This is a genomic window from Natronoarchaeum rubrum (genome assembly GCF_024494695.1).
The window spans coordinates 95702-121875 of record NZ_JANHDP010000004.1; the positions used below are offsets into that span (position 1 = coordinate 95702).

At 66.0% G+C, this 26174-nt stretch carries 21 protein-coding genes; 5 read left to right on the forward strand and 16 right to left on the reverse strand.

Features of this window, described 5'->3' with window-relative positions:
- Positions 1-81: 81 nt before the first annotated feature.
- Positions 82-507: a cupredoxin domain-containing protein gene (locus NO931_RS11195; RefSeq protein WP_256392416.1), complete on the reverse strand. Its 426-nt coding sequence runs from the start codon at positions 505-507 to the stop codon at positions 82-84.
- 196 nt (positions 508-703) lie between these two features.
- On the opposite strand from NO931_RS11195, the gene NO931_RS11200 reads away from it, so the two are divergent.
- Positions 704-1432, forward strand: coding sequence for a protein sorting system archaetidylserine synthase (locus NO931_RS11200; protein WP_256392417.1), 729 nt, complete (start codon positions 704-706; stop codon positions 1430-1432).
- A 101-nt stretch (positions 1433-1533) separates the two neighbouring features.
- Positions 1534-2793: a HEAT repeat domain-containing protein gene (locus NO931_RS11205; protein ID WP_256392418.1), complete on the forward strand. Its 1260-nt coding sequence runs from the start codon at positions 1534-1536 to the stop codon at positions 2791-2793.
- Positions 2794-2800: 7 nt separating this feature from the next.
- On the opposite strand, the gene NO931_RS11210 is transcribed toward NO931_RS11205, so the two are convergent.
- The 9 genes from NO931_RS11210 to NO931_RS11250 form a co-directional block, all read right to left on the reverse strand.
- Complete coding sequence (locus tag NO931_RS11210; protein WP_256392419.1) at positions 2801-3580, reverse strand: DUF7289 family protein; 780 nt, start codon at positions 3578-3580, stop codon at positions 2801-2803.
- Positions 3577-4065: a DUF7266 family protein gene (locus NO931_RS11215; RefSeq protein WP_256392420.1), complete on the reverse strand. Its 489-nt coding sequence runs from the start codon at positions 4063-4065 to the stop codon at positions 3577-3579. The genes NO931_RS11210 and NO931_RS11215 overlap by 4 nt, the downstream gene beginning before the upstream one ends.
- The gene (locus NO931_RS11220) at positions 4062-4493 is read right to left on the reverse strand and encodes a DUF7261 family protein (protein ID WP_256392421.1); all 432 of its coding nucleotides are present in this window, start codon (positions 4491-4493) and stop codon (positions 4062-4064) included. The genes NO931_RS11215 and NO931_RS11220 overlap by 4 nt, the downstream gene beginning before the upstream one ends.
- 2 nt (positions 4494-4495) lie before the next feature.
- A complete protein-coding gene (locus NO931_RS11225) occupies positions 4496-5188 on the reverse strand; it encodes a DUF7288 family protein (RefSeq protein WP_256392422.1) in 693 nt (230 codons plus the stop codon).
- Between the two features lie 2 nt (positions 5189-5190).
- Positions 5191-5736, reverse strand: a complete 546-nt coding sequence (locus NO931_RS11230) for a DUF7287 family protein (protein WP_256392423.1) — start codon at positions 5734-5736, stop codon at positions 5191-5193.
- A 1-nt stretch (position 5737) separates the two neighbouring features.
- Positions 5738-7780: a type II secretion system F family protein gene (locus NO931_RS11235; protein ID WP_256392424.1), complete on the reverse strand. Its 2043-nt coding sequence runs from the start codon at positions 7778-7780 to the stop codon at positions 5738-5740.
- A 2-nt stretch (positions 7781-7782) separates the two neighbouring features.
- Positions 7783-11799 (reverse strand): ATPase, T2SS/T4P/T4SS family, encoded by a 4017-nt coding sequence (locus tag NO931_RS20855; protein WP_375142049.1) that lies wholly within the window; start codon positions 11797-11799, stop codon positions 7783-7785.
- A gap of 229 nt (positions 11800-12028) precedes the next feature.
- Positions 12029-12856 carry a pantoate kinase gene (locus tag NO931_RS11245; protein ID WP_256392425.1) on the reverse strand — a complete coding sequence of 276 codons (828 nt, stop codon included), beginning with the start codon at positions 12854-12856 and terminating at the stop codon, positions 12029-12031.
- Positions 12857-13054: 198 nt separating this feature from the next.
- Positions 13055-13618, reverse strand: a complete 564-nt coding sequence (locus NO931_RS11250; protein ID WP_256392426.1) for a hypothetical protein — start codon at positions 13616-13618, stop codon at positions 13055-13057.
- Between the two features lie 78 nt (positions 13619-13696).
- On the opposite strand from NO931_RS11250, the gene NO931_RS11255 reads away from it, so the two are divergent.
- Complete coding sequence (locus NO931_RS11255; protein WP_256392427.1) at positions 13697-13969, forward strand: hypothetical protein; 273 nt, start codon at positions 13697-13699, stop codon at positions 13967-13969.
- A 24-nt stretch (positions 13970-13993) separates the two neighbouring features.
- Here the strand turns inward: NO931_RS11255 and ppsA are convergent, their stop codons facing one another.
- The gene (gene ppsA / locus NO931_RS11260) at positions 13994-16393 is read right to left on the reverse strand and encodes a phosphoenolpyruvate synthase (RefSeq protein ID WP_256392428.1); all 2400 of its coding nucleotides are present in this window, start codon (positions 16391-16393) and stop codon (positions 13994-13996) included.
- A 187-nt stretch (positions 16394-16580) separates the two neighbouring features.
- Between ppsA and NO931_RS11265 the strand changes: the two genes are divergently transcribed.
- Positions 16581-17201, forward strand: a complete 621-nt coding sequence (locus tag NO931_RS11265) for a hypothetical protein (protein ID WP_256392429.1) — start codon at positions 16581-16583, stop codon at positions 17199-17201.
- Between the two features lie 81 nt (positions 17202-17282).
- On the opposite strand, the gene NO931_RS11270 is transcribed toward NO931_RS11265, so the two are convergent.
- Both NO931_RS11270 and NO931_RS11275 read right to left on the reverse strand, forming a co-directional pair.
- Positions 17283-18194, reverse strand: a complete 912-nt coding sequence (locus tag NO931_RS11270) for a PhzF family protein (RefSeq protein WP_256392430.1) — start codon at positions 18192-18194, stop codon at positions 17283-17285.
- Positions 18195-18286: 92 nt separating this feature from the next.
- Positions 18287-19684, reverse strand: coding sequence for an alpha/beta hydrolase (locus tag NO931_RS11275; RefSeq protein ID WP_256392431.1), 1398 nt, complete (start codon positions 19682-19684; stop codon positions 18287-18289).
- Positions 19685-19824: 140 nt separating this feature from the next.
- Here NO931_RS11275 and NO931_RS11280 point away from each other — a divergent pair, with 140 nt between their 5' ends.
- Positions 19825-20526, forward strand: a complete 702-nt coding sequence (locus tag NO931_RS11280; RefSeq protein ID WP_256392432.1) for a phosphoribosyltransferase — start codon at positions 19825-19827, stop codon at positions 20524-20526.
- Positions 20527-20578: 52 nt separating this feature from the next.
- Here the strand turns inward: NO931_RS11280 and NO931_RS11285 are convergent, their stop codons facing one another.
- From NO931_RS11285 to smc, 3 genes are all read right to left on the reverse strand, one after another.
- A complete protein-coding gene (locus tag NO931_RS11285; RefSeq protein ID WP_256392433.1) occupies positions 20579-21265 on the reverse strand; it encodes a hypothetical protein in 687 nt (228 codons plus the stop codon).
- A gap of 344 nt (positions 21266-21609) precedes the next feature.
- Positions 21610-22581 carry a segregation and condensation protein A gene (locus NO931_RS11290; protein ID WP_256392434.1) on the reverse strand — a complete coding sequence of 324 codons (972 nt, stop codon included), beginning with the start codon at positions 22579-22581 and terminating at the stop codon, positions 21610-21612.
- Positions 22574-26155 (reverse strand): chromosome segregation protein SMC, encoded by a 3582-nt coding sequence (gene smc / locus NO931_RS11295; RefSeq protein ID WP_256392435.1) that lies wholly within the window; start codon positions 26153-26155, stop codon positions 22574-22576. The genes NO931_RS11290 and smc overlap by 8 nt, the downstream gene beginning before the upstream one ends.
- Positions 26156-26174 lie beyond the last annotated feature (19 nt).

Consider the following 26174-nt stretch of genomic DNA (forward strand, 5'->3'; position numbering starts at 1 on the left):
GCGATTCAGAACTGATCCTTTTTCGCGCGCTCGGCTGACGAGTGGCGACGCCGCTCGGCGTCAGAAGAGATAGTGACGGACCTATTCGGTGACGACGATCGTCCCGTCCATCCCCTGGGGGACGTGGGGGATGCAGTAGTAGCCGTACTCGCCGGGCACCTCGAACGTGTGCTCGAACGTCTCTCCGCGCTGGATGTTGCCGCTCCGGCTGTCCGTCCAGGCGTTCTCGGCCTCGGACTGGCTCTCGTGGCCCCCGGTCGCGAAGTACTCCGCGTCCTCGGGGATGTTATCCTCGTAGGCCGTGATCGAGTGACCGCGCGAACTGGTGTTCCGCCAGACGACGGTGTCGCCGACCGACACCTCGTACGTGTCCGGCCGGAACGCGTTCGCGCTCATGCCGATGTCGTAGTCCCCGCCGCCGTCGCTCCCGAACCCGAGGACGGTACAGCCAGACAGTCCCGCTGCGGTTGCGCTCCCGACCGCGGCCAGGTACGCGCGACGCTTCATGCCTCCTTCTCGGGACCGGGAGAATTTATGAGCGCCGATTCGTTCGAGCGCGGCCCGCCCCTTTCAGTCCGCCCGTGTCGGCTGACCGGGGTGCTTTCGAGGCGTCAACGACGTCGATTGGCGCACCGATACCCCTCTGTGCTGCTAGCGTGAGGAATGTAAAGACGTAAGTCCCGCGTGGGCATTTCCGAACCACATGCAGCCACGGTTCGTCGGCCGGGTGAGTCTCGCCGACGCGGTGACGGTGGCCAACGCCGCGCTGGGCTTCCTCGCGGTCGTGGTCACCGTCGAGGACGTCGAGATCGGCGCCCGGTTGCTGCTGCTCGCGGCCGTCGCCGACGGACTCGACGGCGTCGTCGCGCGCCACGTCGGAAGCTCGGCCGCCGGACCGTATCTCGACTCGCTGGCCGACGTCGCTTCCTTTGCGGTGGCGCCGGCGGTGCTCGTGTTCGTCGCCGTCCGGGACGGCTGGGGCGTGGCCGCACCGGCGGCGACGCCCGAGGCAGCCCTGACCGCCGGCGTCCCCGCGCTGTTCGTCGCGATGGCCGTGCTCCGATTGGGGATGTACACCGCTTACGACACCAAAGACGAGTACACCGAGGGCGTCCCGACGACGCTGGCCGCGACAATCCTCAGCGCGGCCGTCCTCGCGGGCGTGACCGATCCCAACCTGCTGATCGCGGCGACCGCCCTGTTCTGTTACCTGATGGTCGCGCCGATCGAGTACCCCGACCTTCTGGCCCGCGACGCCTTTATTATGGGCGTAACCCACACGCTCGCGATCTTGCTCCCCACGTGGGCGAACAACTCCTTCCCGGTCGCGCTGCTGATCCTCGCGCTGGCGTACCTGACGCTGGGGCCGCGGTTCTACTGGCGCGACGGACTGCCAGAGCCGCCGCTGCTGGGGTCGAAAGGAAACGCTTAGGGGACGTACGCACACAGGTTCGTGTATATGAGTTCGGTCACGAGTCCGCGCGGCGATCGGTCCCGGTCGGGAGCCGTCGGCGCGCTCCCGGAGGTGTCCGCATGAGCGACGAGGAAAGCGGCGACGCCGAGGCGAACGGCGACGCCGCCGAGGATGCGGCCGACGAGGAGATCACGGTCGAGTCGCTCCGCGAGCGCCTCGAAGCGATCGAGGCCCAGCTCGACGACGCCGAAACCGAGAGCGACCTCGACGAGATCGAAGCCGAGATCGAGGGTCTCGAGGCGGACCTCGAAGCGGCCGATCTCCCCGAACCGGACGACGAAGACGAGGATCCGCCCGAAGAGGAGATTGAAGCGGAGAAAGACGACCTCGAAGACCAGCTCGAGGAGGCCCGCGGCCCCTACGCCGAGGACGTCGTCGCCGAGATCGAATCGGCGATCGACGAAATCGAGTCCAGCGAGTGGACCGAGGCGGGCGCCGCGGAGCTCGCGACGGCCGTCGACGACTTCCTCGACGCCGCCGGCGACGAACTCGACCAGTCCTTCGAGCGGACCGGCGAGGAGACCGACGATCTGACCGGCGCGCTCGAAGCGGCGATCGACGGCATCGAGGACGCCGGTCTCGACGCCGACGAGGACGCCGAGACGATCGCGGCGCTGCTCGACGACGCCGAAGCGCTCGTCGCCGACGTCGAAGACGCCGAAACCTGGAGCGATCTCTCGGTGCGCGAGAAACTCGACCACCACGGGTTCTACGACGTGCTCGACCACCGGAAGGACTTCCCGCCGGAGTGGCACGCGCTGAAGGTGTTCGAGAAGCGCGGCGAGGTCGACAAGATCCTCATCGCGCTCGACCTGCTCGACTCGGACTTCATGGAGGAGCACTGTCTCGAAGCGCTCCGCCGGATGGGTCCCGAGGAAGCCGTCGAGCCGATGCTGGAACGCGCTCAGAAGCGCGACCAGGACGCCATCGAGATTCTGGGCAAGATCGGCAGCGACGAGCCCGTCGATACGCTCGTCGAGTACATCGAGGGTGACGGTAACCCCGGGCTCCAGAAGGTCGTCCTCAAGGCGCTGGGCGAGATCGGCAGCGACGAGGTGACCCAGGACGTCGCCGACAAGCTCGTCTCCGACAACGAGTCGATCCGTTCGCGGGCCGCCCGCTCGCTGGGGATGATCGGCGACACGCGCGCGATCGACCCGCTCGCGGACGTACTCGAAGGCGACGACTCCGACACGGTGCGCGCGAGCGCGGCCTGGGCGCTCGTCCAGATCGGGACCGAGGACGCGCTCGACGAAGTCGGACAGTACAGCGACGATCGGGCGTATCTCGTTCAGTCGGAAGCCGAAAAGGCGCTCTAGACGCGGGTTACAGCAGCTCCACTTCTACTTGCGTCCCGCGGACGAACGTAACCGAAGACGGGCCGTTGGTTTCGCACGTCGCCGTCACGTCGCCAGTGCTGTCCGATGTCGGCCTCGAGGTGTCCCATCCTTCGCTATCGAAGTACCGCTCCCAGGCGTCGGCGTGGGTCGAGTCTTCGATCGTGACTTCGGTAGTCCCGCTGGACCGGATGACGTCCGATCCCGTTCCGGTTGCCCGGATTCGTAGCGTCGAGGACCGGGTCACTGACGACGGCTGCGTCGACTGCAAGTTCGCGTACGACAGCACGGCCCGGTCCGGGCCGCTCCCGGATGTCGTACAGACGAACTCCGGCGGTCGGACCATCACGCTGTTACCGTCGTCGGCGCGGAACGCAGCCCCGAGCTCGTAACTGATCTCGGTGCCCTCGTGGCGGTAGTTGAGTGAGCCGACAGGTTGAGCACTGACTGGTGTGTCGGTACCGATCTCCACCGTGAGTTGCGTCTCGTCGTCGACGCTGATACCGCCGCCCCGCGGGTTGATCTGGCTCACGCGCACCTCACCGCTGCCGTCCTGTAGATCGTTGAAGTTCACCGTCAGCGTCTCGAAGGCGCGCTCCGCGTTGCGGTTCTGCTCGCTGACCTGCGCGTCACCGAGCGCGCCCATCCCGAACACGTACACGAGTCCGACCGACGTGATGATGATCGAGAACACCAAGATGAAGGCCAGCACGTCGCTGACTGCCCGGTCGTCCAAACGACTGGAGCGCTCTGGTTGTGGTCCGATCATGCTGCCTCCAGCGTGATCTCTTCGTCACTAGCATCGTACCGAACGCGCACGTCGCCGCCGGTGATCGATACGGGTTCGACGGCCGTCACGTTTCTGAACGGCACCTCGATGTCCTCGGATGTTTGCGTTGCCGAGAGGATCAGGCACGTATTGGGATCCCACGTGTTGCATGCGCTCGAACCGGTGGCGAGCCTGACGCGATAGGAGCTTCCGGCGACCGTATCAGGATGTTCTACGAAGACGGTAGCACTCCCCGTCGGCGTCCGATTGGCCGCCTGATCGACGGCTGTAATTTCGGTCGCCAGCCTGTCGCCGATCGTTTCCATCTCCTGATAGGCGGCGCGGTCCTTCTGACTCTCGAGCATCGTCGTCGTCCCGATGAACAGCCCGGATATCAGGATCGTCGTGATGCCGATCGTCAGCACGTGGGTCAGCGCCGTCGAGACGCCGCGGTCGTCCGTGGTGAAGGTTCGTTTTCGTCTCATGGGTTCACCTCGATCGTGCTCTTGCGCAGGACGGACGGCGTTTCGTAGACGATTTGGATATCGGCATGATCGATCTCACCGCTCCCGTCGAACTCGACACCGACGATGGAGACGTCGACGTACGTCGGACTCGTTTCCGCTTTGCTCTCCGCGAGCAGTTCGCTGTACGTCGAGACGTTCTCCCGGAGTGCGACCACCTTTCCACCTCTGACATCCTCGTTGACGCCCCGGATCAATTCGGCCGTCGTGTTTTCGACCGACTGCTCGGTGCCTGTTCCATCCGACACCGCCTCGACGGTGCCACCCGAACCCATACTGGCGGTGAACAGCGTCGTCGAGAACACGATGGCGATTGCGATGAGTATCAGCGCAAACGACACTGCTCCCGCAAGAATAAGCTGGCCGCGGTCCGATTGTGTCTCTGTCATGGTTACCAGATTATCGTCAGTCGTACCTCGACGACGTTGTACACGTGGCTGTCAGGGGCGGCGTCCGGAATCGGATAGTAATCGTCGTCGCTCCTCTCCTCCGAAAGCTCCGATAGTTCCGCGTCGGGGGCCTCGTCAGAGCCGGACCGACAGTCGACGAGCGTCTGATCGTCGTAGAGCGTCACCGTGTGCGTCACAGTGACGGTTCTCTGAACTGCCGTGGCCTCCGCTACGATCGGCCTCGGGGTGCTGCCGCTCCCATTCGGACGGTACTCGGCGTCAAGCGTGTAGGCGCTGAACCGTTCCGTGAACGTCTGGTTGAGCATCGTCCCCAGCGAATTGTCCATCGGATGCGTCGAGTTGTACGTGGACCGGCCGTCCGGTGACCCGTAGAACGCTCTGCTTTCGTTATCCCAACACCGGAGCGTCTCCGAGAGGCTGCCGTCTTCGGCGGCGATCCGCAGCACGTCGGTCGCCTGCTGGCTCACGTCGGACTGGACGCCTCTGTCGATTTCGCCCGAAGTCGAGGGGAGCAACACCGCCGAGTTCAGTGCCATCAACACCGCTGTCAGCAGGATCATCGCACCGATGATGCCTTCGAGCGTGTACGCCTGCCCGCGGTCGTCGTCACCGACCGAATCGCCGGTGTCTCGCCGGGGCGGGCGGTTCGGATCAGCGTTGTTTCTCCCTGACATAGTTACCACACCCTCACGATGAGTCGATACGCTGGGTCGGCGTCGGCCGAATCGTCTATCCAGTCGCTGTCTCCTACTGTGACGATTCGAGCCGCCGTGGCGGTATCACTGCCCTCCGGGGACGGTCCGGCAGCCGCTTCGATGGCATCGATCTCGGCGTTACCGTCCTCGAGACCGATCGGATCCTCGCGATCCGTCTCCAGCGTCGTCATCGTTACGTTGACTCGTGTCGTCGAAGATACGTTGGCGGCGGCGCGCAGGTCGTTCTCGCCTCCTCCGAACCAGTGGTTGATCTCCTCGGCGGTGAGCTCGTTCGTCGCCTCGTCGTCCGACACGTTGTCGGCGATCAACATCGCGATCCGGTCGGCCTGGCTATCCGGGCCCTCGTCGGCGATCGCCTGCTCGTAGGGAGTGAACAGCGTCGGGAACATCAGAAACACCGCCCCAACGACCAGCAGGAAGATGCTGATCCCGACCGCGAAGTCCTGAACGGTCTGGGCGCGCTCGTCGCCGCCGAACGTCGCGCCGGAGAGTCGATCGCCGGACATGTTATCCGACGACCGCCCAGACCGCGAGCGAGATAGTCACCAGCACGACCACGAACTTGCAGCCGCTGAGCAGATCTGCGTCCCTGATGTAGCCGCTGATCAGTCCCGACAGGATCGCCTGCATCGTCACGGCGTGGAAGAACAGCATCGACATCAGTTCCGTGTCGACGTTGGCACCCAGCGCCGCGGGACCGCCGCCGCCGCCGCCGCCAGCGCTGTCGGTCAGTCCGGCCATCACGTCGAGGAACTGCGTCTGGAGGATCGCCATCACGGCCAGCAGCGTCAGGTACGTCATGATGATGATCACCATCTGCATCCGCGTGCGCGACTTGCGCTCGCGGACGATGTCGTCCTGGTTCTCGCTGGCCTGCGCGGCCGTCGACAGCACGTCCGAGATCTGGCTCGACGCCTCCTGGGCCTTGCTGATCAGCTTCACCGTCCGGGCGAGCCGCGGGACGTGATACTTGTTGTTGAACTCCACCAGGGCGTCCCGGAGATTCATCCCGTAGTTGACTTTCGCGTACATCGTCTCGAACTCGGTCGAGAGTTTCCCGGTGGATGTCTCCGCGACGGTGTTGAACGACTCCAGCAGCGTCAGCCCGGTATCGTTCGCGCTCGAGAGTTTCCGGAGGTTCTCCGAGATCTCGCCGAGCACCCGCTTCCGGTACCGGACGTTCCACTCGTAGAACACCGTCAGCGGAACCAGCACGATGTACATCGGAAGGTAGACGTACACGAACGTCCCCCAGACCGGTTCTGACTTCATCGCGCTGAGCGAGGTCGGCGCCGAGCCCGCGACCAGCGCGGTCGAGATGATCACCAAGGCCGCGGGCACGGTCAACGCCAGTGTCATCAGCGGATTGTCCCGGAAGAAGATGTGAGGGCGGCGAAGCACGTTGATCGTCTCCAGCGTCCCCTCGCGGTTCTTGATCCGGTCGAACACGCTGAAACTGCCGGTGTACTCCTCGATCAGTCCCAGATCGAGCAGGCCGCTGTCGTTGTCGACCTCCACCCACTGGCTCGACCCCTGCGGGTTCAGGAACCCGTCGCCGACCTCGTCTTCTTTCACTGTGGAGACCAGCACCAGAAAGCCCAGCCCCGTCAGCGGGATCATCCCGTAGACGGTGCCGTACAGCATCTCCGTCCTGCTCTGGCCCATCATCTGCATGATGACGAGGATGATGATCAACAGGAGCGGGAACAACGACAGCGTCATGTACATCTCGCCGAACAGCTCCAGGGTCTCGAGGGTGAGCTCCTGTTGCTGCTTGGCGGTCCGCATGTGCTTTTCTTTCTTGTCGTCGAGGAAGTCCTGCATGTCGCCGCCGCTGTTGACGATCGACAGCATGTCGGTCAGAAACTGGCTCAGCTCGTCGCTCGGCGTGTTCATCGACTGGTTCTGGATCGCCGAGCGGTAGTCCGTGTCGAAGTACTCGGTCTCCTGGACGATGCTCTGGAACTCCTTTGCGACCTCGCCGTACGTGTCGTCGGCTTTCGCCATCGCCTCCAGAATTTCCAGTTGATTGAGCCCCCCGATCGACAGCGCATACATGAAGGAGACCGCGTCGGGCAACAGCATATTGATCTCGCGCTTGCGCGCCGACGATCTGGAGTACGGCACCGCGATCAGCGTCCCGAAGCCGATGCCGAACCCGATCGCGCCGAACACGAGCCCGCTGACGAAGACGATGGCGGGAATCTTGATCGTCTGGATGAACTGGAGCACCGCCTCGTTGGGCACCGGCATCCCGAGCAGCGGTTCGGTGCTGCTGAAGACGCCGATCGAGACCAGCGAGTACCCGATCAGGATGCCGAGCATCCACAGCACGACGCCGCTCATGACGCCGATCGCCAGCGCCCGCGAGATGTACATCTCGACGGTGACGGGCATCCGCGCCTCGCCGAGCTTTCGCTCGACGTCTCTGACGAAGTCGCTGTCCTCGGAGAACAGCCGCTCGTACAGCGGGTAAAAGGCGTCGCCAAGTCCGCCGCCGGTGCTGAACCCGCTTCCGCCGGGCCCGCTACCGGTCGTGTCCAGACTCATCGTCAGTCATCACCGTCCTCGGCGTCGAAGTCGACGTACTCGAAGCCCTCGACCTGTTTGTCCGGGCCATCGTCGCCAGTGTCGTCCTCGTCGACATCGGTAAAGATCGAGTCGTCGTCCGCGCTGTCGATTTCGTCGAAGATCGATCCCGGCGCGTCGGTTTCCTCGGCGTCGGCGTCGCTGAAGACGTCGCCGCCCTCGTCGGCCTCGAACATCGACTCGGCGGCGGACGGATCGACCGACGTTCGGTCGGTGTCCTCGTCCGACGCCGACGCGTCCGCGGCGTCGGGCGTCTCTCCGGCGTCGACCGCGGGGTCGCTCGCATCGTCTTCGACCGACGGCTCTGCGGGCGGCGCACTCGATGTCTCCGCGTCGGGTGCCGGCTCGGCGGACGCGTCCACGCTGGGCGTTTCGGCGTCCTGCGGCCCTGTCTCCGGAGGGTCCGCATCCGACGACTCAGCGTCGACCGGCGCCGAATCCGGCGGGTCGGCATCCGTCGGCCGGTCAGCCGACGACTCGGCGTCCGGCCGCACTGCCGGTTCGTCGGCTCCGGACTCGTCGTCGTGCGGACGTTCCGGTTCCGGCGCCGTCGCATCGTCGCCGAACGGTCCGTCGGCGTCGCCCTCGAAGTCGTCGGTCGTCGGGCCGCCGAACCCGTCGTCGGCGTCGTCGAACAGCGACCCGTCGTCCGCGGGATCGGGATCGTCCCCGAACACCCCGCCGTCGTCGTGGTCGTCGCCGAACACGGACCCGGCCTCGCTCTCAGCGGAGGCGGACTCCGTTGGAGCGTTCGCTTCGTCGAGCTCCGTCGCGGCGTCAGCTTCGGCAGACTCCGGCTCCGCTCCCGCCCCAGCCGACTCCGGTTCGGTGCCTGTCTCGACGGACTCCGGTTCGGCGTCCGACGATCCGGGCGTCGAGTCGGGGTCGGATACCCCGGCAGCCGTGTCCGTTCCGGCAGGCTCAGACGCCGAATCCGCTTCGCTCCCGTCCAAGCCCGTCTCGGATGCTGTCGACTCGGCGTCAGCAGCGTCCGGCGAGATCGTCTCGCCCTCCAGTGCGGGCTGTGGCTCCGCGTCGTCGGTCGGCTCGCTTTCGGCTCCGGCGTCCGCGGCCGCATCGGCGCCGTCGGGCCCCTCGATCGCGGGCGTCGACTCGCTCCCGGTGCCGGCAGCGTCGGCCGCCTCGCCGGCGGTGTCGGTATCGAGATTGTCGATGGCGTCCCGCGCTTCGGGCGCGACGTCCTCGCCGGACGCGTCGGCCTCCGTGCCGTCGTCGAAGAAGAAGCCTCCCTCGTCGCTGAACCAGTCGGGCTCCTCGACGTCCTCGCCGTCGTCGCCGAAGGAGATTTCGTCGTTGTCGATGCCGAAGGCGTCGTCGTCCGGCGCCGAGCCGCCGAACTCAAACTCGTCGCCCTCGTCGTCGCCGGTCAGTTCCGGCTCCGCAGCGGCGTCGACGCCGTCGAGCGCACTCGCCAGTCCGCTGGGTGTCTTGCCCTTGTACTTCTGAAGGATCGACTCCTCTGCGCGTTCGAGGATGTCGGTCACCTCGTTGAGCCCCTCTTCGTTGGGGTCGGGCCGCGGGACCAGTTCCTCCTTCTCGGGATCGACGTCGATCAGGACGCTCTCCATCTCGCGGAGGTCTTCGAGGCTATCCTCGAGAACGCCGTTGGCGATCAGCGTCAGGATCGTCTCGGGATCGTTGATAAATGCCTGGATCGTCGCGGCGACCTGCGCGTACTCGTTGAGCCCGTTCTCGATGAGGTAGGCCAGAATCACCCGGCGTTTTTCGAGTTCGCGGTCGAGCCGCTCCTGGCCCCACCCGCGGTCGAACTTGATCTCCTCCAAGGTGTTCGACTCGCCCATCTTCAGGAACTCGTCGGTCTCGGCCTGCCACTGGTAGACGTCCTGAACGTTGATCTCGTCGTTCTCGGCGTCGTAGTGGTTGACCTCCGTCAGCACCTTGTTCCGGCGAACCTTGTGGCCCTGAACCCGCGTCTGGGTCTGGATCGACACCAGGTCCAGCGCCGTGAACATCGTCTTCGAGACGTTGATCGGCGCCGTGGTGAACCGCTTGAGCACCTCGCCGACGGAGTCGGCGTGGAACGTCGTGTAGGTGGTGTGGCCGGTCGACATGACCTGGAACAGCGTCCGGCCCTCCTCGCCGCGGATCTCGCCCATGACGATGTAGTCGGGACGCTGGCGGAGCGCGGCTTCCAGCAGGTCGAACTCGTCGACGTCGCCCTGCGAGTCGTCGGAGAACGACGGGCGCGTGATGCTGGCGATCCAGTTGCGCTGGGGCAGTTCGACCTCGCGGGTGTCCTCGATGGAGACGATCTTCGTGTTGCTCGGGATGAACAGCGAGACTGCGTTCAGGCTCGTGGTCTTCCCGGACGCAGTACCGCCAGCGAAGATCAGGCTCTTGTGGTTCTCGATGCAGAGCCAGAGGAACGCCATCTCGTCGAGCGAGAACGTCTTCCAGTTGATCAGGTCGATCGGCGTGAACGGGACGTCCTTGAACTGGCGGATCGTGTAGTTGGTCCCGTGGTCGGACACCTCGCGCCCCAGGGTGAGCTGTGAGCGCGACCCGTCAGGCAGCGTGGCGTCGACCTGCGGGCGGCGCTTGCTGATCCCCTTGCCCGAACGCTGGGCGAGTTTGACCACGAAGTCGTCGAGTTCCTCCTCGCCGTGGTAGATGTTCGTGATGATCTGCTCGTAGTCGCTGTGGTAGACGAAGACGGGCGAGTTGTACCCGTCGCAGGAGATGTCCTCGACGTTGATGTCGTGCTTGATGGGGTCGATCCGCTCGTAGCCGATGAAGTTCCGCTTTAGCAGGTACAGCAGCTTCTCGACCTGGTACTCCGTCAGCGTCTCGGGATCGTCTTCCAGTACGGCCACCTCGGGGCGCGCCTCGATGCCGTGGAGTCCGCCGTCGTCCTCGTCGTCGGGCTCGACGTCCCGGCCGAGCAGCTTCTTGATCTCGGTGACGTAGTCGCCGCTGCCGCTGCCGGGGCTGGTAAAGAGATCGTAGCGCTGGAGCAGCTTCTTGGTCTCCCGATCGATCACGTCCTTGCGGACGCTGTCGTCGCCCGCGGTGGCGATGTCGTCGTCGTTGTACTTGATCGCCGTTCGCAGCTTTCCGGTGAGAAAGTCCTGCAGGTCGAGTTCGATCTCGTTGAGGTACGGCTCGACGGCGTAGTACTTCTTCTCGTTTTCCTTTTCGGAGTGAAACAGGATGACGAAGGCGTAGGGTTTGTTGACCCAGTATCGGTTCTCCTCGCGGAAGTGGGTCTTTTTCTCCATCGGGACGGCCTTCTCGAGGTCGTAGCGGTTGACGACCGTCGTGTGGCCCTCGACCGTCGAGAAGAACTCGTCTTCGGCCTCGTGTTCGACGTTGACGGTCCGCTCGTCGACGAGGTCGGCCAACTCCTCGGCCTTCGAGTTGCCCTCGAACAGCTTGTCCTCTACGTCCTCGGGCTCGAAACCGAGGTGGTCGGCGGGCTCGAAGGGGACTTTCTCGCCATCCTCGCGCGGCGCCTCGACGCCGGTGCCCCGTCCCTCGTAGTAGAACTCCTGCTTGAAGTGCTCCCACTCGTAGACGTCCTTGGTACAGGGCGTCTGGACGGGGTCGATGTACTCCCAGAGCGTCCGATCGACGTCCTCGGCGATCTCCTCGTGCTCGCCGAACACCGATCCCAGCTCGTCGGGGTGAAAGCCGAGATACGGGACGGGATCGAACTGCACGCGGTTCCAGTCGTCGCCGGAGGGTTTCTCCGGTTCGGTGTCCTCTTCGTCGTCGGGACCGGCCTCCAGACCGAGACGTTCGCCCTCCGGACGCTCCGGGTACAGCTCCGAGATTTCGTTACCGTATCCGAACTCCTCCATGAAGTCCGCCCACGTGTACCCCCCGACACTCGCGGGCGTCGCGTCCGAAGACGGGTCCCCGTCGTCCTCGGAAGTGGCCGACTCATCGGCACCGTCGAATCGTCCAGAACCCGACTGGTCGGCGTCATCGATAGCCATTGGATACACCCTTTCTTTGACCAATCATAAAACCTTCCTACAATTATTGCTAGTGATAACTAGAGGTGTCGACGAACGCACGGATCCCCGAATAGCCGACCCCCATCCACGTACCGCGCTATCGGCGTCTACAGCCGATTATTGCCCGCAGAAGCCGACATCACGATGTGAATACAAGAAATAATTTTTCCCGTTTTAAAACTGAATACATGCGGCGTTTTATGGGCGACTAGCGAAGCATCGCGCCGGCGGGATGGGTAGCACAGACCTCGGGATCGTATCCGGCGTCGGTCAGCCCGGTTCCGAGCGCGAACACCGTCTCGCCGAGCATCGCCATCGACGCCTGCCCGCCGGCGTCGCTGACATCCTCGATCGCCTCGCCGACTCGCTCGCTCAACAGCCCGGCCTCCCGGGCGAATTGGCGGGAGGCGAAGATGAAACTCGACAGCGTGGGTTCTCCGACGACCCGCGAGAGCGCGCGCTCGCCGGCCTCGTCGATCGGGTCCGTCTCGCCGCCGAGCACCGCTTCGGTGTCGAGTTCGCCGAACGTCAGGTATTCGACGCGCGCGCGTGCGGGCACGGCGTCGAGCAGGTTGTGCTGCGGACCGCCGGGTTCGAGCCGGATCGGGACGCCGCCGCGAGCCTGCGCGACGACGTCGCCCAGCCCGGTTCCCGACTGGACCTCCGCGCCGTGGGCGATCGTGACGAGTTCGTTCTCCGAGAGCGCCAGCCCGAGCGCGCGGTTGGCAGCGAGCGCCGTTCCGAGCGCCATCGCGCCGGAGACGCCAAAGCCCGACCCGATGGGAAGTTCGGACTCGGCGGTGACGACCGCGCGAGCGTCCAGTGCGTCGAGGACGCGATCGACCGGCTCGACGTCGATGCTCGTGCCGTCGAGGTACACCTCCCGTTCGTCGGCCGGCCGGACCGTCACCTCGACGCCGTCGGTCAGCGCCAGTCCGGCGCCCTGAGAGCCGGCCTTGGTCGGGTCGTCGTCCTCCGAGATGCTGAAGAAGCCGGTGACGTGGCCCGGAACGAACGCGGTCGCCTCGTCGCTCATCGTCGCACCCCTCGCCCCCGTCGCTGTCCGATCATTGACGCGGTGTTCCGGTCGGATCCCAATAAGCGTACAGATTAGCGGTCGGCGCCGCGGCGTCGAGACGCCGCTGCGAAATCGGCGTCGGCCGACTCCGGAAACGACCTCGGCACGTTACTCCAGAAACGACATCCGCCCTACTTCGGAAACTGCCTCAGCACTCTACTCCTGAAGCTGCACCCGGCCTTCCCGGTTCATGTCGGCGTCCATCACGAGCTCGTCGCGATCGCGCAGTTCCTCCAGTTCGGTCTTGGCGTCGCCGCGGTCGTAGTCGGCCAGCACGGTCGCGGCGTCGAGCAGCAACTGCTCGGGGACGCCGCGTCCCTGGCCGCCCCGGTCGGTGCCGTGGGGCGACGTTTCGATGTCTTCGGCCATCACCCGGACGAACGCCCGGAGATCGTCATCGGGGCCGAGTTGCTCGTGCCAGCGCTTCGGGAAGTTGCTCACCCGATCGGTGCCGACCCGGTAGAACGTGTCCTCCTCGACCCACGTCTCGCTGTCGTCGGTGCGGCGTTCGATCTGCTCGCGAACGTTGCTCGGTCCCCGCGCGAAGAAGTTCTTCTCGGCGAGCGCCTCGACGTAGGCGTCGAGCTGGGCGTCGCTGACGCCCGGCCGCTCGTCGCCGTCGTAGCGCTCGATGTACAGCAGCAGGTCGCCGACGAGCATCGACTCGCCCTCTCGCTCGGCCTGTTCGATGACGTAGTCGTTCGGCTCGGGGTCGGTCACGTGCGAGTCGCCCACGGGCGCGGACAAAAGCGTGGGGGCACTTTGACGGGGCCACGGTGAGAACGAGTCGCTACGAACATGGTCGACGTCGGCGAACACTACCGACCGACGGACGGAACGCACGACCCCGGCGTCTACCGCGTCGTGGGGACGACCGACGCCGTGACGCTGCTGCGCGTCGCGGACGGCGACGGGCGGCGCGCCCACACCGGCGAGATCAGTCGGGTCAGCGAGCGCGACCTCGACACTGCGTTCGAGCCGGCGTCTGACCCCGACGCCGGGATAAACCCCGTTTCCGCGCTCCGGAACGTGCTCTCGGGGATGTACTGGAACGTGCGAAAGTTCCTGTAGTCGGCGCGGCTGTCGGAGCGGCCGTCAGCGCACCGACTCCAGCAGCAGGCGCTGTTCGACGCGCTCGACCCGCCGCTGGACGTCGCGGACGGCGTCCGCGTTGGCGCTGATCGAGGTGACGCCCTCGTCGACCAGGAACTCGACCATCTCGGGTTTCGACCCGGCCTGGCCGCAGATGCTGGTCTCGACGCCCCGTTCCCTGCAAGCGCGGATCGTCTCGCCGATGAGATTGAGCACGGCCGGATGGAGTTCGTCGAAGCGGTCGGCGACGGCGCTGTTGTTCCGGTCGACGGCGAGCGTGTACTGGGTCAGGTCGTTCGTGCCGAAGGAAACGAAGTCGACGCCGGCGTCGGCCAGCCCCTCGGCGCACAGCGCGGCGGCGGGCGTCTCGATCATCGCGCCCCACGAGCGCTTGTCGGGGTCGATGCCTGCCGCTTCCATCTCCCGGCGAGCGCCGAGTACGTCCTCGGCGTCGTTGACCAGCGGGAACATGATCTCGACGTTGTCGTACCCCTTCTCGTACAGGCGCCGGAACGCGGCCAGTTCGTGGCGGAACGATTCGGGCCGGTCGAGACTCCGCCGGATGCCCCGGTAGCCAAGCATCGGGTTGTGCTCCTCGGGTTCGTCCTCGCCGCCCTCTAACTCGCGGAACTCGTCGGTCGGCGCGTCGAGCGTGCGCACGCGCACCGGCCGCGGGTAGAACTCGTCGGCGACGGTGCTGATGCCGTCGACCAGCTCGTCGACGTAGGCGCGCTCGCCGTGGTCCTCGACGTAGCGCTCGGGCGTCTTGCCCAGCGAGGTCACCATGTGCTCGACCCGGAGCAGGCCGACGCCGTCGGCGCCGGTCGAGGCCGCGCGCTCGGCCGCCTCGGGGATCGAAAGGTTCACCTTCACCTCCGTCGCGGTCATCGGTTTGGATCGTTCCGCCGGACTGGTATCTACGGGTGCGCCACCACCGCCTGCGGCGCCCGTCTCGTCCGCTGCAGGCTCGTCCTCGACGTCCGCGATCCCTTCGACGACCATCCCGCGCTCGCCGTCGATCGTGACGGCTTGCCCGTCTTCGAGCGTCGCGGTCGCGCCGCCGGTGCCGACGACCGCGGGAACTTCGAGCTCGCGCGAGACGATGGCGGCGTGGCTGGTCATACCGCCCTCGTCGGTGACGATGCCGACGGCGCGCTTCATCGCGGGCACCATGTCGGGCATCGTCATCTCGGTGACGATCACGTCGCCCTCGCTCACTCGGTCCAGCTCGTCGAGCTGGTCGACGATGGTGACGGTGCCGCCCGCCTTACCGGGACTGGCTCCCAGCCCCGACACGAGTACCTCGTCGGTGGGATCGCCGCCGGACTGGTCGGTGACGGCCCCGCTGCCGTCGGTCGCGCTGGCGCGCTCGTCGCCCGACTCGGCGTCCGCATCGGCGCCGGCTCCCTGGGAATCGAGGTCCATGTCGCCGAGCGCGCCCTCGGACGCCGAACCCGACTCGCCCTCGATGGTCGTGATCGGTCGGGACTGGAGCATGTGGATCTCGCCGTCGACCATCGCCCACTCGACGTCCTGGGGCGTCCCGTAGTGCTCCTCGACGGCCTCGCCGAGGTCGACGAGGGCGTCGAGGTGCTCGTCGGAGAGGACGCGCTCCTCGCGCCGGTCTTCGGGGACCTGACGCTCGACGGTCTCACCGGTTTCGTCGTCCTTGACGTGCATCACCTTCTTGTCGGCGACGGTGACCTCCTCGACGGCGCCGTCCTCGCGGTCGACCACGTAGTTGTCCGGCGACACCGACCCGGAGACGACCGCCTCGCCGAGCCCCCAGGCGGACTCGACGACCATCCGCGGGTCGCCGGTCGAGGGGTGGCTCGTGAACATGACGCCGCTGCGGTCGGCGTCGACCATCCGCTGGACGACGACCGCGATGTCGACGATGCTGTGGTCAAAGCCCTGCTTCTGTCGGTAGTAGATCGCGCGCCGGGTGAACAGCGACGCCCAGCATTCCCGGACGCGTTCGAGCAGATCCGCTTCGGTGACGTTGAGGAACGTCTCCTGCTGGCCCGCGAAGCTCGCGTCGGGCAGGTCCTCGGCGGTCGCCGAGGAACGCACCGCCACGAACGGGTCGTCGCCCAGTTCTCCGTAGGCGTCGATGATCTCGGTCCGCAGCTCGGCCGGTAGCGGTGCGTCCAGAATCAACTCCTGCGCGCGCTCGGCCGCCTCGGACAGTGCGGCCGAGTCCTCGACGTCGACGTCGACGACCGAGAACAGGTCCTCGTCGATACCGGTCGATTCGAGGAACGACCGGTAGGATTCCGCGCCGACGACGAATCCCGAGGGGACGGGCAGGTCCGCGCCCGTCAGTTCGCCCAGCGACGCCCCTTTGCCGCCGACGGCGTCGACGTCGTCCGCACCGATCTCGTCCAGCCAGAGAACTCCCATCTGTGTTCGGGACGTCCACGACCGGCGTTATTAACTTTTCTAACAATCATTATAGATTTGAACGCACATTCGAGTAAATTCTGCGGGCGGACAGTCCCGATCACCGGTTCGATCCCGGCGTCGCGCCGCTCCCTCACCACCGCCTCGGTGCCTACATTTATCTGGAACGAACGCCTCGCAAACGAGCATGCGACTGACAACATCGCTTCGGTGGGCGCTGTACTATCGCGGACTCGCGCTACTTTCCTTTCTCTTCGGCGCGGTCGTGGCCGCCGCGGGCGTCTGGGTCGGACTCTACGACGTGGTCGTGGCGCTGCTCGAACTGGCGTCGGGCGGCAGCGGAAACGTCTCGGACGCGCTGTCGGCGTCGCGCCCGCTCGCGGGCGGTGCGCTGGTGGTGCTCGGCTTCGCCGTCTGGCAGGTCGGCAAGACCGCGGCGTTCTACAAGACGCTCACGCAGGCGACGGAAGCCGAAATGGCCGACCGGTTCGACACCCAGACCGTCAAGAGCGAGATTCTCGCGGCGCTGGACGAACAGCTCTCGGACCTGCACGCCGACGTGGAGACGACCCGCCGTCAGGTCAGTCGACTGAACCGCGAGGGCCACGCCGACGAACTGGTCGAGGACGGCGTCGACGCCGAAACCGGGGCGAGCAACGACGATCGGGCTTCGGCGTCGAACGGCGCCGACCGCGGCACGGCGTCGGACGGTGCCGATCGCACTTCGGCATCGAACGGCGCCGACCGGACAACTGAGACGCGATCGGCGGAGAGCGAGACGCCGTCGAGCGGGACTGGAAGCCGGTAGTCGCATAGTGTTCGCTCTCGCCAATTACTGGTTGTCGCCCGCACCGTTACGACAACCGGTAACCAGTGAGAGTAAACACTATCAGGCCTCGACGATCTCGTCGGATTCGATCTCCGGTACCGCGATCGTCCCTTCTAAACTCGTCACTCCCGTCCCCCCAACGCGGATCTCCTCGCCGACCTCGACGTGCACCTCGCCGGGGCGGTCGAGCACGTGGCCTTGCTCGAACAGCAACTCGTCGGGGAGGTCGCCGCCGAACGCGTCGGTTCGCCGGAGGTAGGCGCCGACGGCGCCCGAAGCGGTGCCGGTGACCGGGTCCTCGGGAATGCCCGCGCCGGGCGCGAACATCCGCCCGTGCAGCGTCGCGTCGGGCGAGAGCGCGTCGAACGTAAAGAGATAGAGCCCGGTCGCGCCCACCTCCTCGCACAGCGCCTCGATCGCCGCCGGATCGGGGTCGGCGCCGCTGACCTGCCGGAAGTACGTCGCCGGGACGATCAGGTACGGCAGGCCCGTCGAGGCGACCGCCAGCGGCAGATCGATTTCCAGTTCCCGCAGCGCGACGCCGTCGATCCCCAGCGCGTCGGCGACCCGATCGTACTCGAGGTCGACCTCTCGGAACTCGGGGCTGTTCTGAGTCATCCAGACGACGCCGTTCTCGGTGATCTCGACGTCGAGGACGCCGACGTTCGTTTCGAGGGTGTGTTCGCCAGCCGGCAGCCCCTCGGCTTCCCGGAGATAGACGTGGCTCCCGATCGTGGCGTGGCCACAGAGGTCGACCTCCTCGGTCGGGGTAAAGTAGCGCACCTTCCGATCGGCGGGTCCGCTGGGCAGCAAGAACGCGGTCTCGCTGACCGACAGCTCGCTGGCGATCGCCTGCATCTGATCGTCGGACAGTCCCTCGGCGTCCGGGACGACCCCGGCCGGGTTTCCGGCCATGGGATCGTCGGCGAACGCGTCGACGAGGGCGACATCGAGCTCGCTCGATTCGCTCATAGCAGGGGACAACGGGCACCGCCCTCAAAGGAGTGACGCCGTGACGACAGCCCGCGCGTCGGCGTCGAGCGTCCGCGGCGGCGCGCTCGGAGCTACAGTCCGCCGAGCCACTCGGCCAGATCGGTCACGACCGACTCGGCGACGTTGTTCGGGACGGTGTACTCCGCCGGGACGGAGGTGCCGTACCCGGGCATGAACATGTGGTTGAGCTGCGCGTACGACTCGAAGGAGGCCTCGGCGTCGCCCGACAGTTCGGACTGCCAGACGCCGAAGTCGTCCTCGGGCGACACCTGATAGTCGCGGTCGCCCTGCAGGAACAGGGTCGGCGCCGACAGGTCGGCGGCCGTGGCGACTTGGTCGTAGTCAGCGACGCTGTCCCAGAACGCGCCCGACTCCTGAAACAGCTGGTCGCCGTCCTGGTAGTTTCCGTTGCGGATCTGCTCGGCCATGTTTCGGGCGGCCTGCAGCTGGGTCTGGGCGGCGGGGAGGTCGTGCTCGCCGAGAGACGTGAGATACTCGTACTGGTCGACGAACACGTCCGGCAGCGGCCGAGCCGGGGCCGCGAGCGCGGCGCCGCCGGCCAGATCGTCCGATCGCTCGACGATCCGCGGCATCGCCATGCCGCCGAGGCTGTGGCCGACCGCGGCGACCGGCCCGACCGACTCGACCTGCCGGATGCGGTCGACGGCCGCCAGCGTGTCCGAGACGACGATCCGGTCGAACGTCGCGTCCGCGGGCGCGACGTTGCAGGCGTACGTTCGCTTGTCGTAGCGCAGCGCGGCGACGCCGTTGCTCGCCAGCCCCTCCGCGAGGTCCTTGAACGGCTTGTTCGGGCTCCCACGGCGGGATTCGTTGCGGTTCACCGGGCCGCTTCCGTGGACGAGGACGACGCCGGGGACCTCGCCGTCTACGTCGGGAAGCGTCAGCGTCCCCTCGATCAGACAGTCCTCGACGTCGAGTTCGACCGTCTGCTCTTCGAACGCGTCCGGGTCGACGTATTCGGGGCGCGAGTACTGGCCGCCGACGACGGCCCCGAGCAGCTGGGAATCCTCGGTGTGGGTGACCTGCAGGTCGGCGTCGGCTTCCGAGAACGCGAGCGTCGCGACGACGGCGCCCCGCCCCTGGACGGTCGGCGTCTCGGTTCCCGCGAGCTCGACGTACTCGTCGCCCGCGGCCGACAGCCCCATCCAGAGCCGTTCGAGCTGGGCGACGAGCTGGACCTGACTGGTTACTTCCGATGAGAAGTGCTCGGCGGCGCTCTCGTACTCGCCGGCCGAGAGGTCTCTGACCAACGCCGTCACGACCTCCTCGGGCGTCGCGGATCCATCGGCGTCGGACCCGTCGCCGGTCGACTCGTTGTCGCCGTCCCCGGGCTCGTCGTCGCCCTCCGAATCGTCCGAAAACAGCCCCGTGCAGCCCGCGAACGACGCGGCGGTAGCGGTGCTCAGTCCCGCGAGCAGCGATCGACGGGTCGAAGCTCGTCGCTTCATTGTCTTGACATGCGAGGGCAGACGTTAAATTAGTTTATACTCCGCAGAACGTAACCGCGGGATTCGCCGGTCCCACGTCGGCTACGCGCCCGCGGCGTCGAGACGCACCACTTTAGGCGGTCCGCCGCCCTCTGGTACGCATGGGCGAGCTTCCGGACGAGTTCAAGTGCACGGTCACCGACTGGGACTACATCTACAGCCTCTGTCGGACGGTTAGCGATCAGGTCAAGGCCGCGGAGTTCGAGCCCGACGTCGTCGTCGCGCTGGCCCGGGGCGGCTGGTTCGCGGGGCGCTGTCTCTGTGACTTCCTCGGGCTCGACGACCTGACGAGCCTGAAGATGGAACACTACGTCGGCACCGGCGAGAAGGCCGACGAGCCTCAGGTCCGCTACCCGATGCCGGAAGGCAGCGTCGAGGGCAAGGACGTGCTGATCATCGACGACATCGCCGACACCGGCGGATCGATCCGGCGCGCCCACGAGTACGTCACCGAGCGGAATCCGGGAGAGGTCCGCACCGCTACCCTCCAGCTGCTCCAGACCAGCGAGTTCGAGCCGGAGTTCGTCGGCGAGCGCTTGGAGGAGTGGGCCTGGATCGTCTACCCGTGGAACTTCATCGAGGACATGATCGAGCTGATCGAGGGCGTCATGGAGCGGGCCGATCAGGACGCGTTCGACCGCGAGGACGTCCGCCACTACCTCTCGGAGTTCCACGACGTCGACCGCATCGAGATGGAGATAGCCCAGCCCGACCGGCTCGACGAGGTGCTGACCGAGATGGAACGGCGCGGCGTGCTCGACGCCGCGGCCGCCGACGGGGACCGCTGGCGGCTCGCCGAGTAAGTCGACCGGGCCGGCCGAACACCGCGCGGGCCGTGGCGTCTGACCGGGTGGACTACTCGAGTCGCACGTTGTCGAAGACGTGCCGAACGCCGGTCTCCCAGATGATGTTCATGCCGACCGCAACGGTCGCCGCTCCCTCTATATCGCTGACGTCGTAGCTGAACGTCTTCCAGCCGGAGTGGCCCTCAATGTCGTTGTCACGATCGAAGTCGACTTCGACGAGTTCGTCCGACGATTTCTCGCCGGCGTAGAACGCCACCTGCGTCAGGATGTTGAACGACTTCTCGTCGTTGTACACGTCGACGAGCACCGACTCCGTTCCCGAGAGGTCGACCCTCTGGGCGACCCAGATGGTGCCGTCGTCGGCGCTCCCGTCCAGGTAAAACTCGACGGAAGAGTTCTCATCAGATGCCTTGCTGTCGACGACCGTCACGCCGTGGTCGACCTTCTCGGTCGAGTCGCCCGGCTCTTCGGGGAGGTCGGTGCCGACGGTCCAGCCGTCGAGATCGCTTTCGAACGATTGGTTTGCGAGTTCGTCCGGAACTGTGTCTCCCGGTTCTGATTCGTTGGGGCCAGAATCGTCCGACTCGTTGGGGTCGGAACCGTTCGGCGCCGATTCGTTCGGGTCGGACTGGTCCGGATCGCCGTCCGAGTCGTTCTCTAAAATCCCTGCGCAACCGGCTGTGGCGGATGCGCCGAGCGCGCACGCCGCGGTGGAGAGCAGTTTTCTGCGTCGCATCGTCGTTGGCTTCGAGCCCCCGGGCTAGATATCTTCTCTAAGCTAAAACGCTTATTTGAGCTACGCCGTCGCGATGGCGGACCGACGTGGGTGTCGTACCAGACGGCTCACTGCAGGCGGCTAACGCCCGCTTACTCGCGTCGCCGACCGCGACCGTCGTCCCGGACGTACTCCAGAGCGGTGACGTACTCCGCGGGATCGACGCGGTCGTCGGACTCGCGGAGACGTTCACGAATTTTCGTTGGAGTCATGTGATAACGTACGACAGTATCGCGCATAACTGCTTCGGTGGGCGTCGCTACGTCGCAGTACGGTCGAGCCGGTCGTCGGACAGTTCGGAGCGATCAGTCCGCGACCGCCGGCTCCTCGGCTTCGACGGCCGTGGGATCCTGAATCCAGAGGTCGCCGAACAGTTCGTCCTGCTGGAGCTGGACGTGCCCGCGGTTCGCGAGAAAGAGCAGCGCGAGGTACGTCTCGACGCGGGAGCCGCCGGCGTCGTCGACCTCGGCGTACAGCACCTCCCGGCGGCCGGCGTCGTAGTGCTCGCGCAGCACGCGGTTGACGTCCTCGATCACGGACTCGATGTCCTCCTCGTGAGCGTTGCCGGTGACCTCGTCCTCGGTGGGCTCGTCGTCCGCCCGAAGGTCGTCGCCCGAGTGATAATCGAGCGTCTGGGTGCCACGGCGGAACCCCTGGGGCGAGTCGGTCGTGTCGTACTCGCGTGACTCCTTCCACCGCGAGTCGCGCTCGGCCTCGCGGAGCTCGCGGACGAGTTCGTCGAGCGTCTCGGGTTTGCCCCGAACGCTCTTTCGGTCCAGCCGGCGCTCCATCTCGGCCTCCAGCCCCGCGACGGGATCGGGCCCGGCGGGGGCGTCGCCGCCGCTCTCAGGGTCGTCGACGAACGGCTGCTCCCACGGCTCGGGCTCGTCGGGCTCCTCACTTCCCTCCGAGAGCAGCCCGTCGCCTTTCATCCGCAGGAGGACGCTCGCGTAGAACAGCGCCCGTCCCGAGGTCCGGAGGTCGGCCTCGTCGAGCCGGTCGAGGTACTTGTCGGTCACCGTCACGACGTCGATGTCCCACGGGTCGATCTCGCCGTCCTCGGCGAGATTCACGAGCAACTCGACCGGTTCGACAGCCTCGTCCTCGCTGTCGGCATCGCCGGACGCCGCCGCGGCGTCGGGCGAAGCCGTGGCGTCGGGCGCTGCGGCGTCGTCGGCGTCCTCACCGAGGTTGCCGGGAAGTCCCTCATCCGCATCGCTCGGGTGCTCGCGGTCGTCGTGGCCCGCGATGTTCAGCGGGACGCCGTCGTCAGTCATCCGCGCTCACCTCGCCGTCGCCCGAGCCGTTGAGCTGGATGCCGGTCACCGCGCTGACGTTGTCGCCCTGCATCGTGACGCCGATGGCGCGCTCGGAGCGGTCCAGCATCGCCGAGCGGTGCGACACGACGACGAACTGCGCGTCGCCCGCGAGCTCGTCGACCATCTCGCCGACGCGCTCTGCGTTGGCGGCGTCGAGGAAGGCGTCGACCTCGTCTAACGCGTAGAACGGCGCCGGGTTGTACCGCTGGATCGCGAAGATAAAGGCCAACGCAGTCAGGGACTTCTCGCCGCCCGACATCGCGTCGAGGCGCTGGATCGGTTTGTCGCCCGGCTCGGCCTTCATCGTCATGCCGCCGTCGAAGGGATCGTCCTGATCTTCGAGGTGGAGCGTCCCGGTGCCGTTCGACAGGCGCTCGAAGATCTCCTCGAACTGGTCGTCGATCGCCTCGTAGGCCTCCATGAACGTCGCCTTCTTCTGGGCCTCGTAGGAGTCGATGCGCTCGCGGATGCCGTCCCGCTCCTCGACGAGCGTGTCGCGGCCCTCTTCGAGTTCTTCGAGGTCGGCCTCGACGTCGTCGTACTCGTCGATCGCGAGCATGTTCACCGGCTCGAGCTTCTCCATCTCCGATTCGAGTTCGTCGACCCGCGCGGTGACCTCGTCGTGGTCGGGGATCTCCTCGGGGTCGTACTCGCCGACGGCCGCTTCGAGTTCCTCGACCTCCCATTCGAGCCGATCTTCGGCGTCGCGCAGGTCCTCGAGCTTGCTCTCGACGCGGTCGACGTCGTCCCTGGCGCGGTCGCGCTCGGTCTTGGCCTCCTGGAGCTCGTCTTTCAGCTCGGAGCGCTCGTCTTTCAGATCCGCCAGCTCGTCCTCGAGTTCGAGGACTTCCTGGCGCTTCTCCTCGAGATCCGCCTCTTTCTCGTCGATCTGCTCTTCGAGTTCGGCGATCTGTTCCTCGCATTCGGCCTTGCGATTCTGCGCCGCTTCGATCGTCTCGTTGAGCTCCTCGATCGACTCCTCGGCGTACTGCTTCTCTAACTGGTACTCGTTGAGATCGGCGTCGAGGTCGTCGAGCGTGTCCTCCAAATCGTCGATCTGGTCCTCGACCGCCTCTGCCTGGCTGGTCAGTTCGGGGATCTCCGAGTCGGCCAGCTCGGCCTCTAGCTCCTCGATGTCGGCGTCGATGTCGGCCAGCTCGTCGTCGGCGTCCTCGAGCTCGGCGTCGATCTCGCTCATGCGCTCGTCGACCGACTCGCGTTCCTCGCGCAGTTCGTCGAGCCGGGATTCCTTCTCGCCGATGCTCTCGCGGACCGACTCGATCTCCGATTCGGTACTCTCGATCTCCGACTCGATCGAGCGCACCTGATCGTTCGCGTCGGTCTTGCGGTCGCGGGCGTCGTCGAGTCGGTCCTCGACGCCCTGCAGGTCCTCGCGCAGCGAGTCGCGTTCGTCCTGCAGCTCCTGGATCGCCTCGGCGACCCGTTCGAGCTGGCCCTTGCCGGACTTCGAGAACGAGTAGCGCGAGCCGCTGGTCGACCCGCCGGTCATCGCGCCGCTTTTCTCGACGAGCTCGCCGTCGAGCGTGACCATCCGGTAGTCGCCCATGTACTCGCGCGCGGTCTGCATGTCCTCGACGACGAGCGTGTCGCCGAGCACGTAGGAAAAGATGCCCGAGTAGCTCGAATCGAAGTCGACGAGATTGTAGGCGAAATCGACGACGCCCGGATCCGAGGGTTTCGAGGGCAGGCTCCGGGAGTGCATCTCCGTCAGCGGGAGGAACGTCGCCCGGCCGGCGTTGCGCGACTTCAGGTACTCGATGCAGTTCTGGCCGACGCCGTCGTCGTCGACGACGACGTTGGCGAGCCGGCCGCCCGCCGCCGTCTCGCAGGCCGTCGCGTACTGCTGCGAGACGCCGCCGAGCTGCCCGACCGTGCCGTGGACGCCCTCGATTCCGCCGTTGAGTATCGTCGTCACCGAGCGGCCGTAGGAGCTGTCGCCGCTCTCGTCTGCGCGGGCTTCGAGTTCGGCGTACTCCTGTTGTTTGGCCTGGATCTCGTCCTCGATGTCGGCGATCTCCTCCTGTAGCTCGCGCTTCTGGGCCTTGAGATCGTCGACGACCTCCTCGATGTTCTCGGCGTTCGAGCGGGCCTTCGTCAGCTCACTCCGTAGGTCCTCGACGTCGGATTCCAGTTCGGGAATCTGCTCGCGAGCTTCGTCGATCTCGGTTTCGAGGTCGGCGATCTCGTTGGAGCGGCGCCGCGCCTCGTCGAGCAGCCGATCCTTCTCGCGCTGGAGGTCGTTGCGCTCCTCTTTGACCGCTTCGCGGTCGGCCTTGCGCTCCTGCAGATCGGCCTTCAGTTCGTCGAACTCGGTGTCGATGTCGTCGATCCGCTGTTCGATCTCTTCGAGCTCGGCCTCCTTGGACTGCACGTCGGCTTTCACCGAGGACTTCTCGACTTTGATTTCGCGGATGTCGGACTCCAGATCGTCGATCTCCTCTTGCTTGCGGTCGACCTGGACGAACGCCTCGCGGCGCTCGTTCTCGGCGGCGTCGCGCTTCTCCTCGGTCGACTCGATCTTGTCTTCGAGCCGCGCGATGTCGCCTTTGATTCCCTCGATCTCGCTTTTGATCTCTAACTGCTCATCCTCGCCCTTGCGCTCGATCTCGGCGTTGAGGTCTTCGAGATCCTCCTCCAGCCGGACGACGGTGCCCTGCTTCTCGTCGAGGTCGCGCTGGAGTTCCTCGAGTTCGTCCTCGCGTTCGTCGATCGACTCGCGAACGTCCGCGAGGTCGTCGCGCTTGTCTTCGAGTTCGGCCGCTTTGAGGTAGCCCTCGTACTCTTCTTTCTCCTCTCGGAGCGATTGGTACTCCAGGGCGGTCTCGCGCTCGTCGCTGAGCTGGTCGAGGCGCTCCTGTTTCTCGTCGATCTTCAGCTGCGCTTCGTCGATCTGGTCCTCGACGGCCTCCAGTTCCTCGAAGGCGTCCTCCTTCTTGGCGTCGAACTCCGCGACGCCGGCGATCTGGTCGATGATCTCCCGGCGCTCGTGGGGCGTCATGTTGATGATCTCGGTCACGTCGCCTTGCATGACGACGTTGTACCCCTCCGGCGTGACGCCGGCCTGCGCGAGCAGGTCCTGAATGTCCGAGAGGTTGACCGAGCGCCCGTTGAGGTAGTAGTAGGAGTAGTAGTTGTCCTCGGTCTCTTTGACGCGTCGGCGGATCGTCACTTCGTCGATATCGCCGACGTCCTCGCTGCCGGCTGCGTTGACGATCTGTCCCCGGTCGAGTGAGCTGTCCGAGTTGTCCAGCACCACTTCGACGCTGGCCTCGTTCGGCCCGGCGTTCTCGGCGCCGTCGTCGAAGCCGGGGTTGTAGATCAGGTCGGTCAGCTTCTGTGCGCGGATTCCCCGTGCGCGGGCCAGCCCCAGCGCGAACAGCACCGCGTCGATGATGTTGGACTTCCCGCTACCGTTCGGACCCGTGACGACGGTGAAATCCTCGTAGAACGGGATGCGAGTCTTCCGGCCGAAGCTCTTGAAGTTTTCCAGAACGAGCTCTTTTATATGCATGCGTTGTCATCTCCCGGGC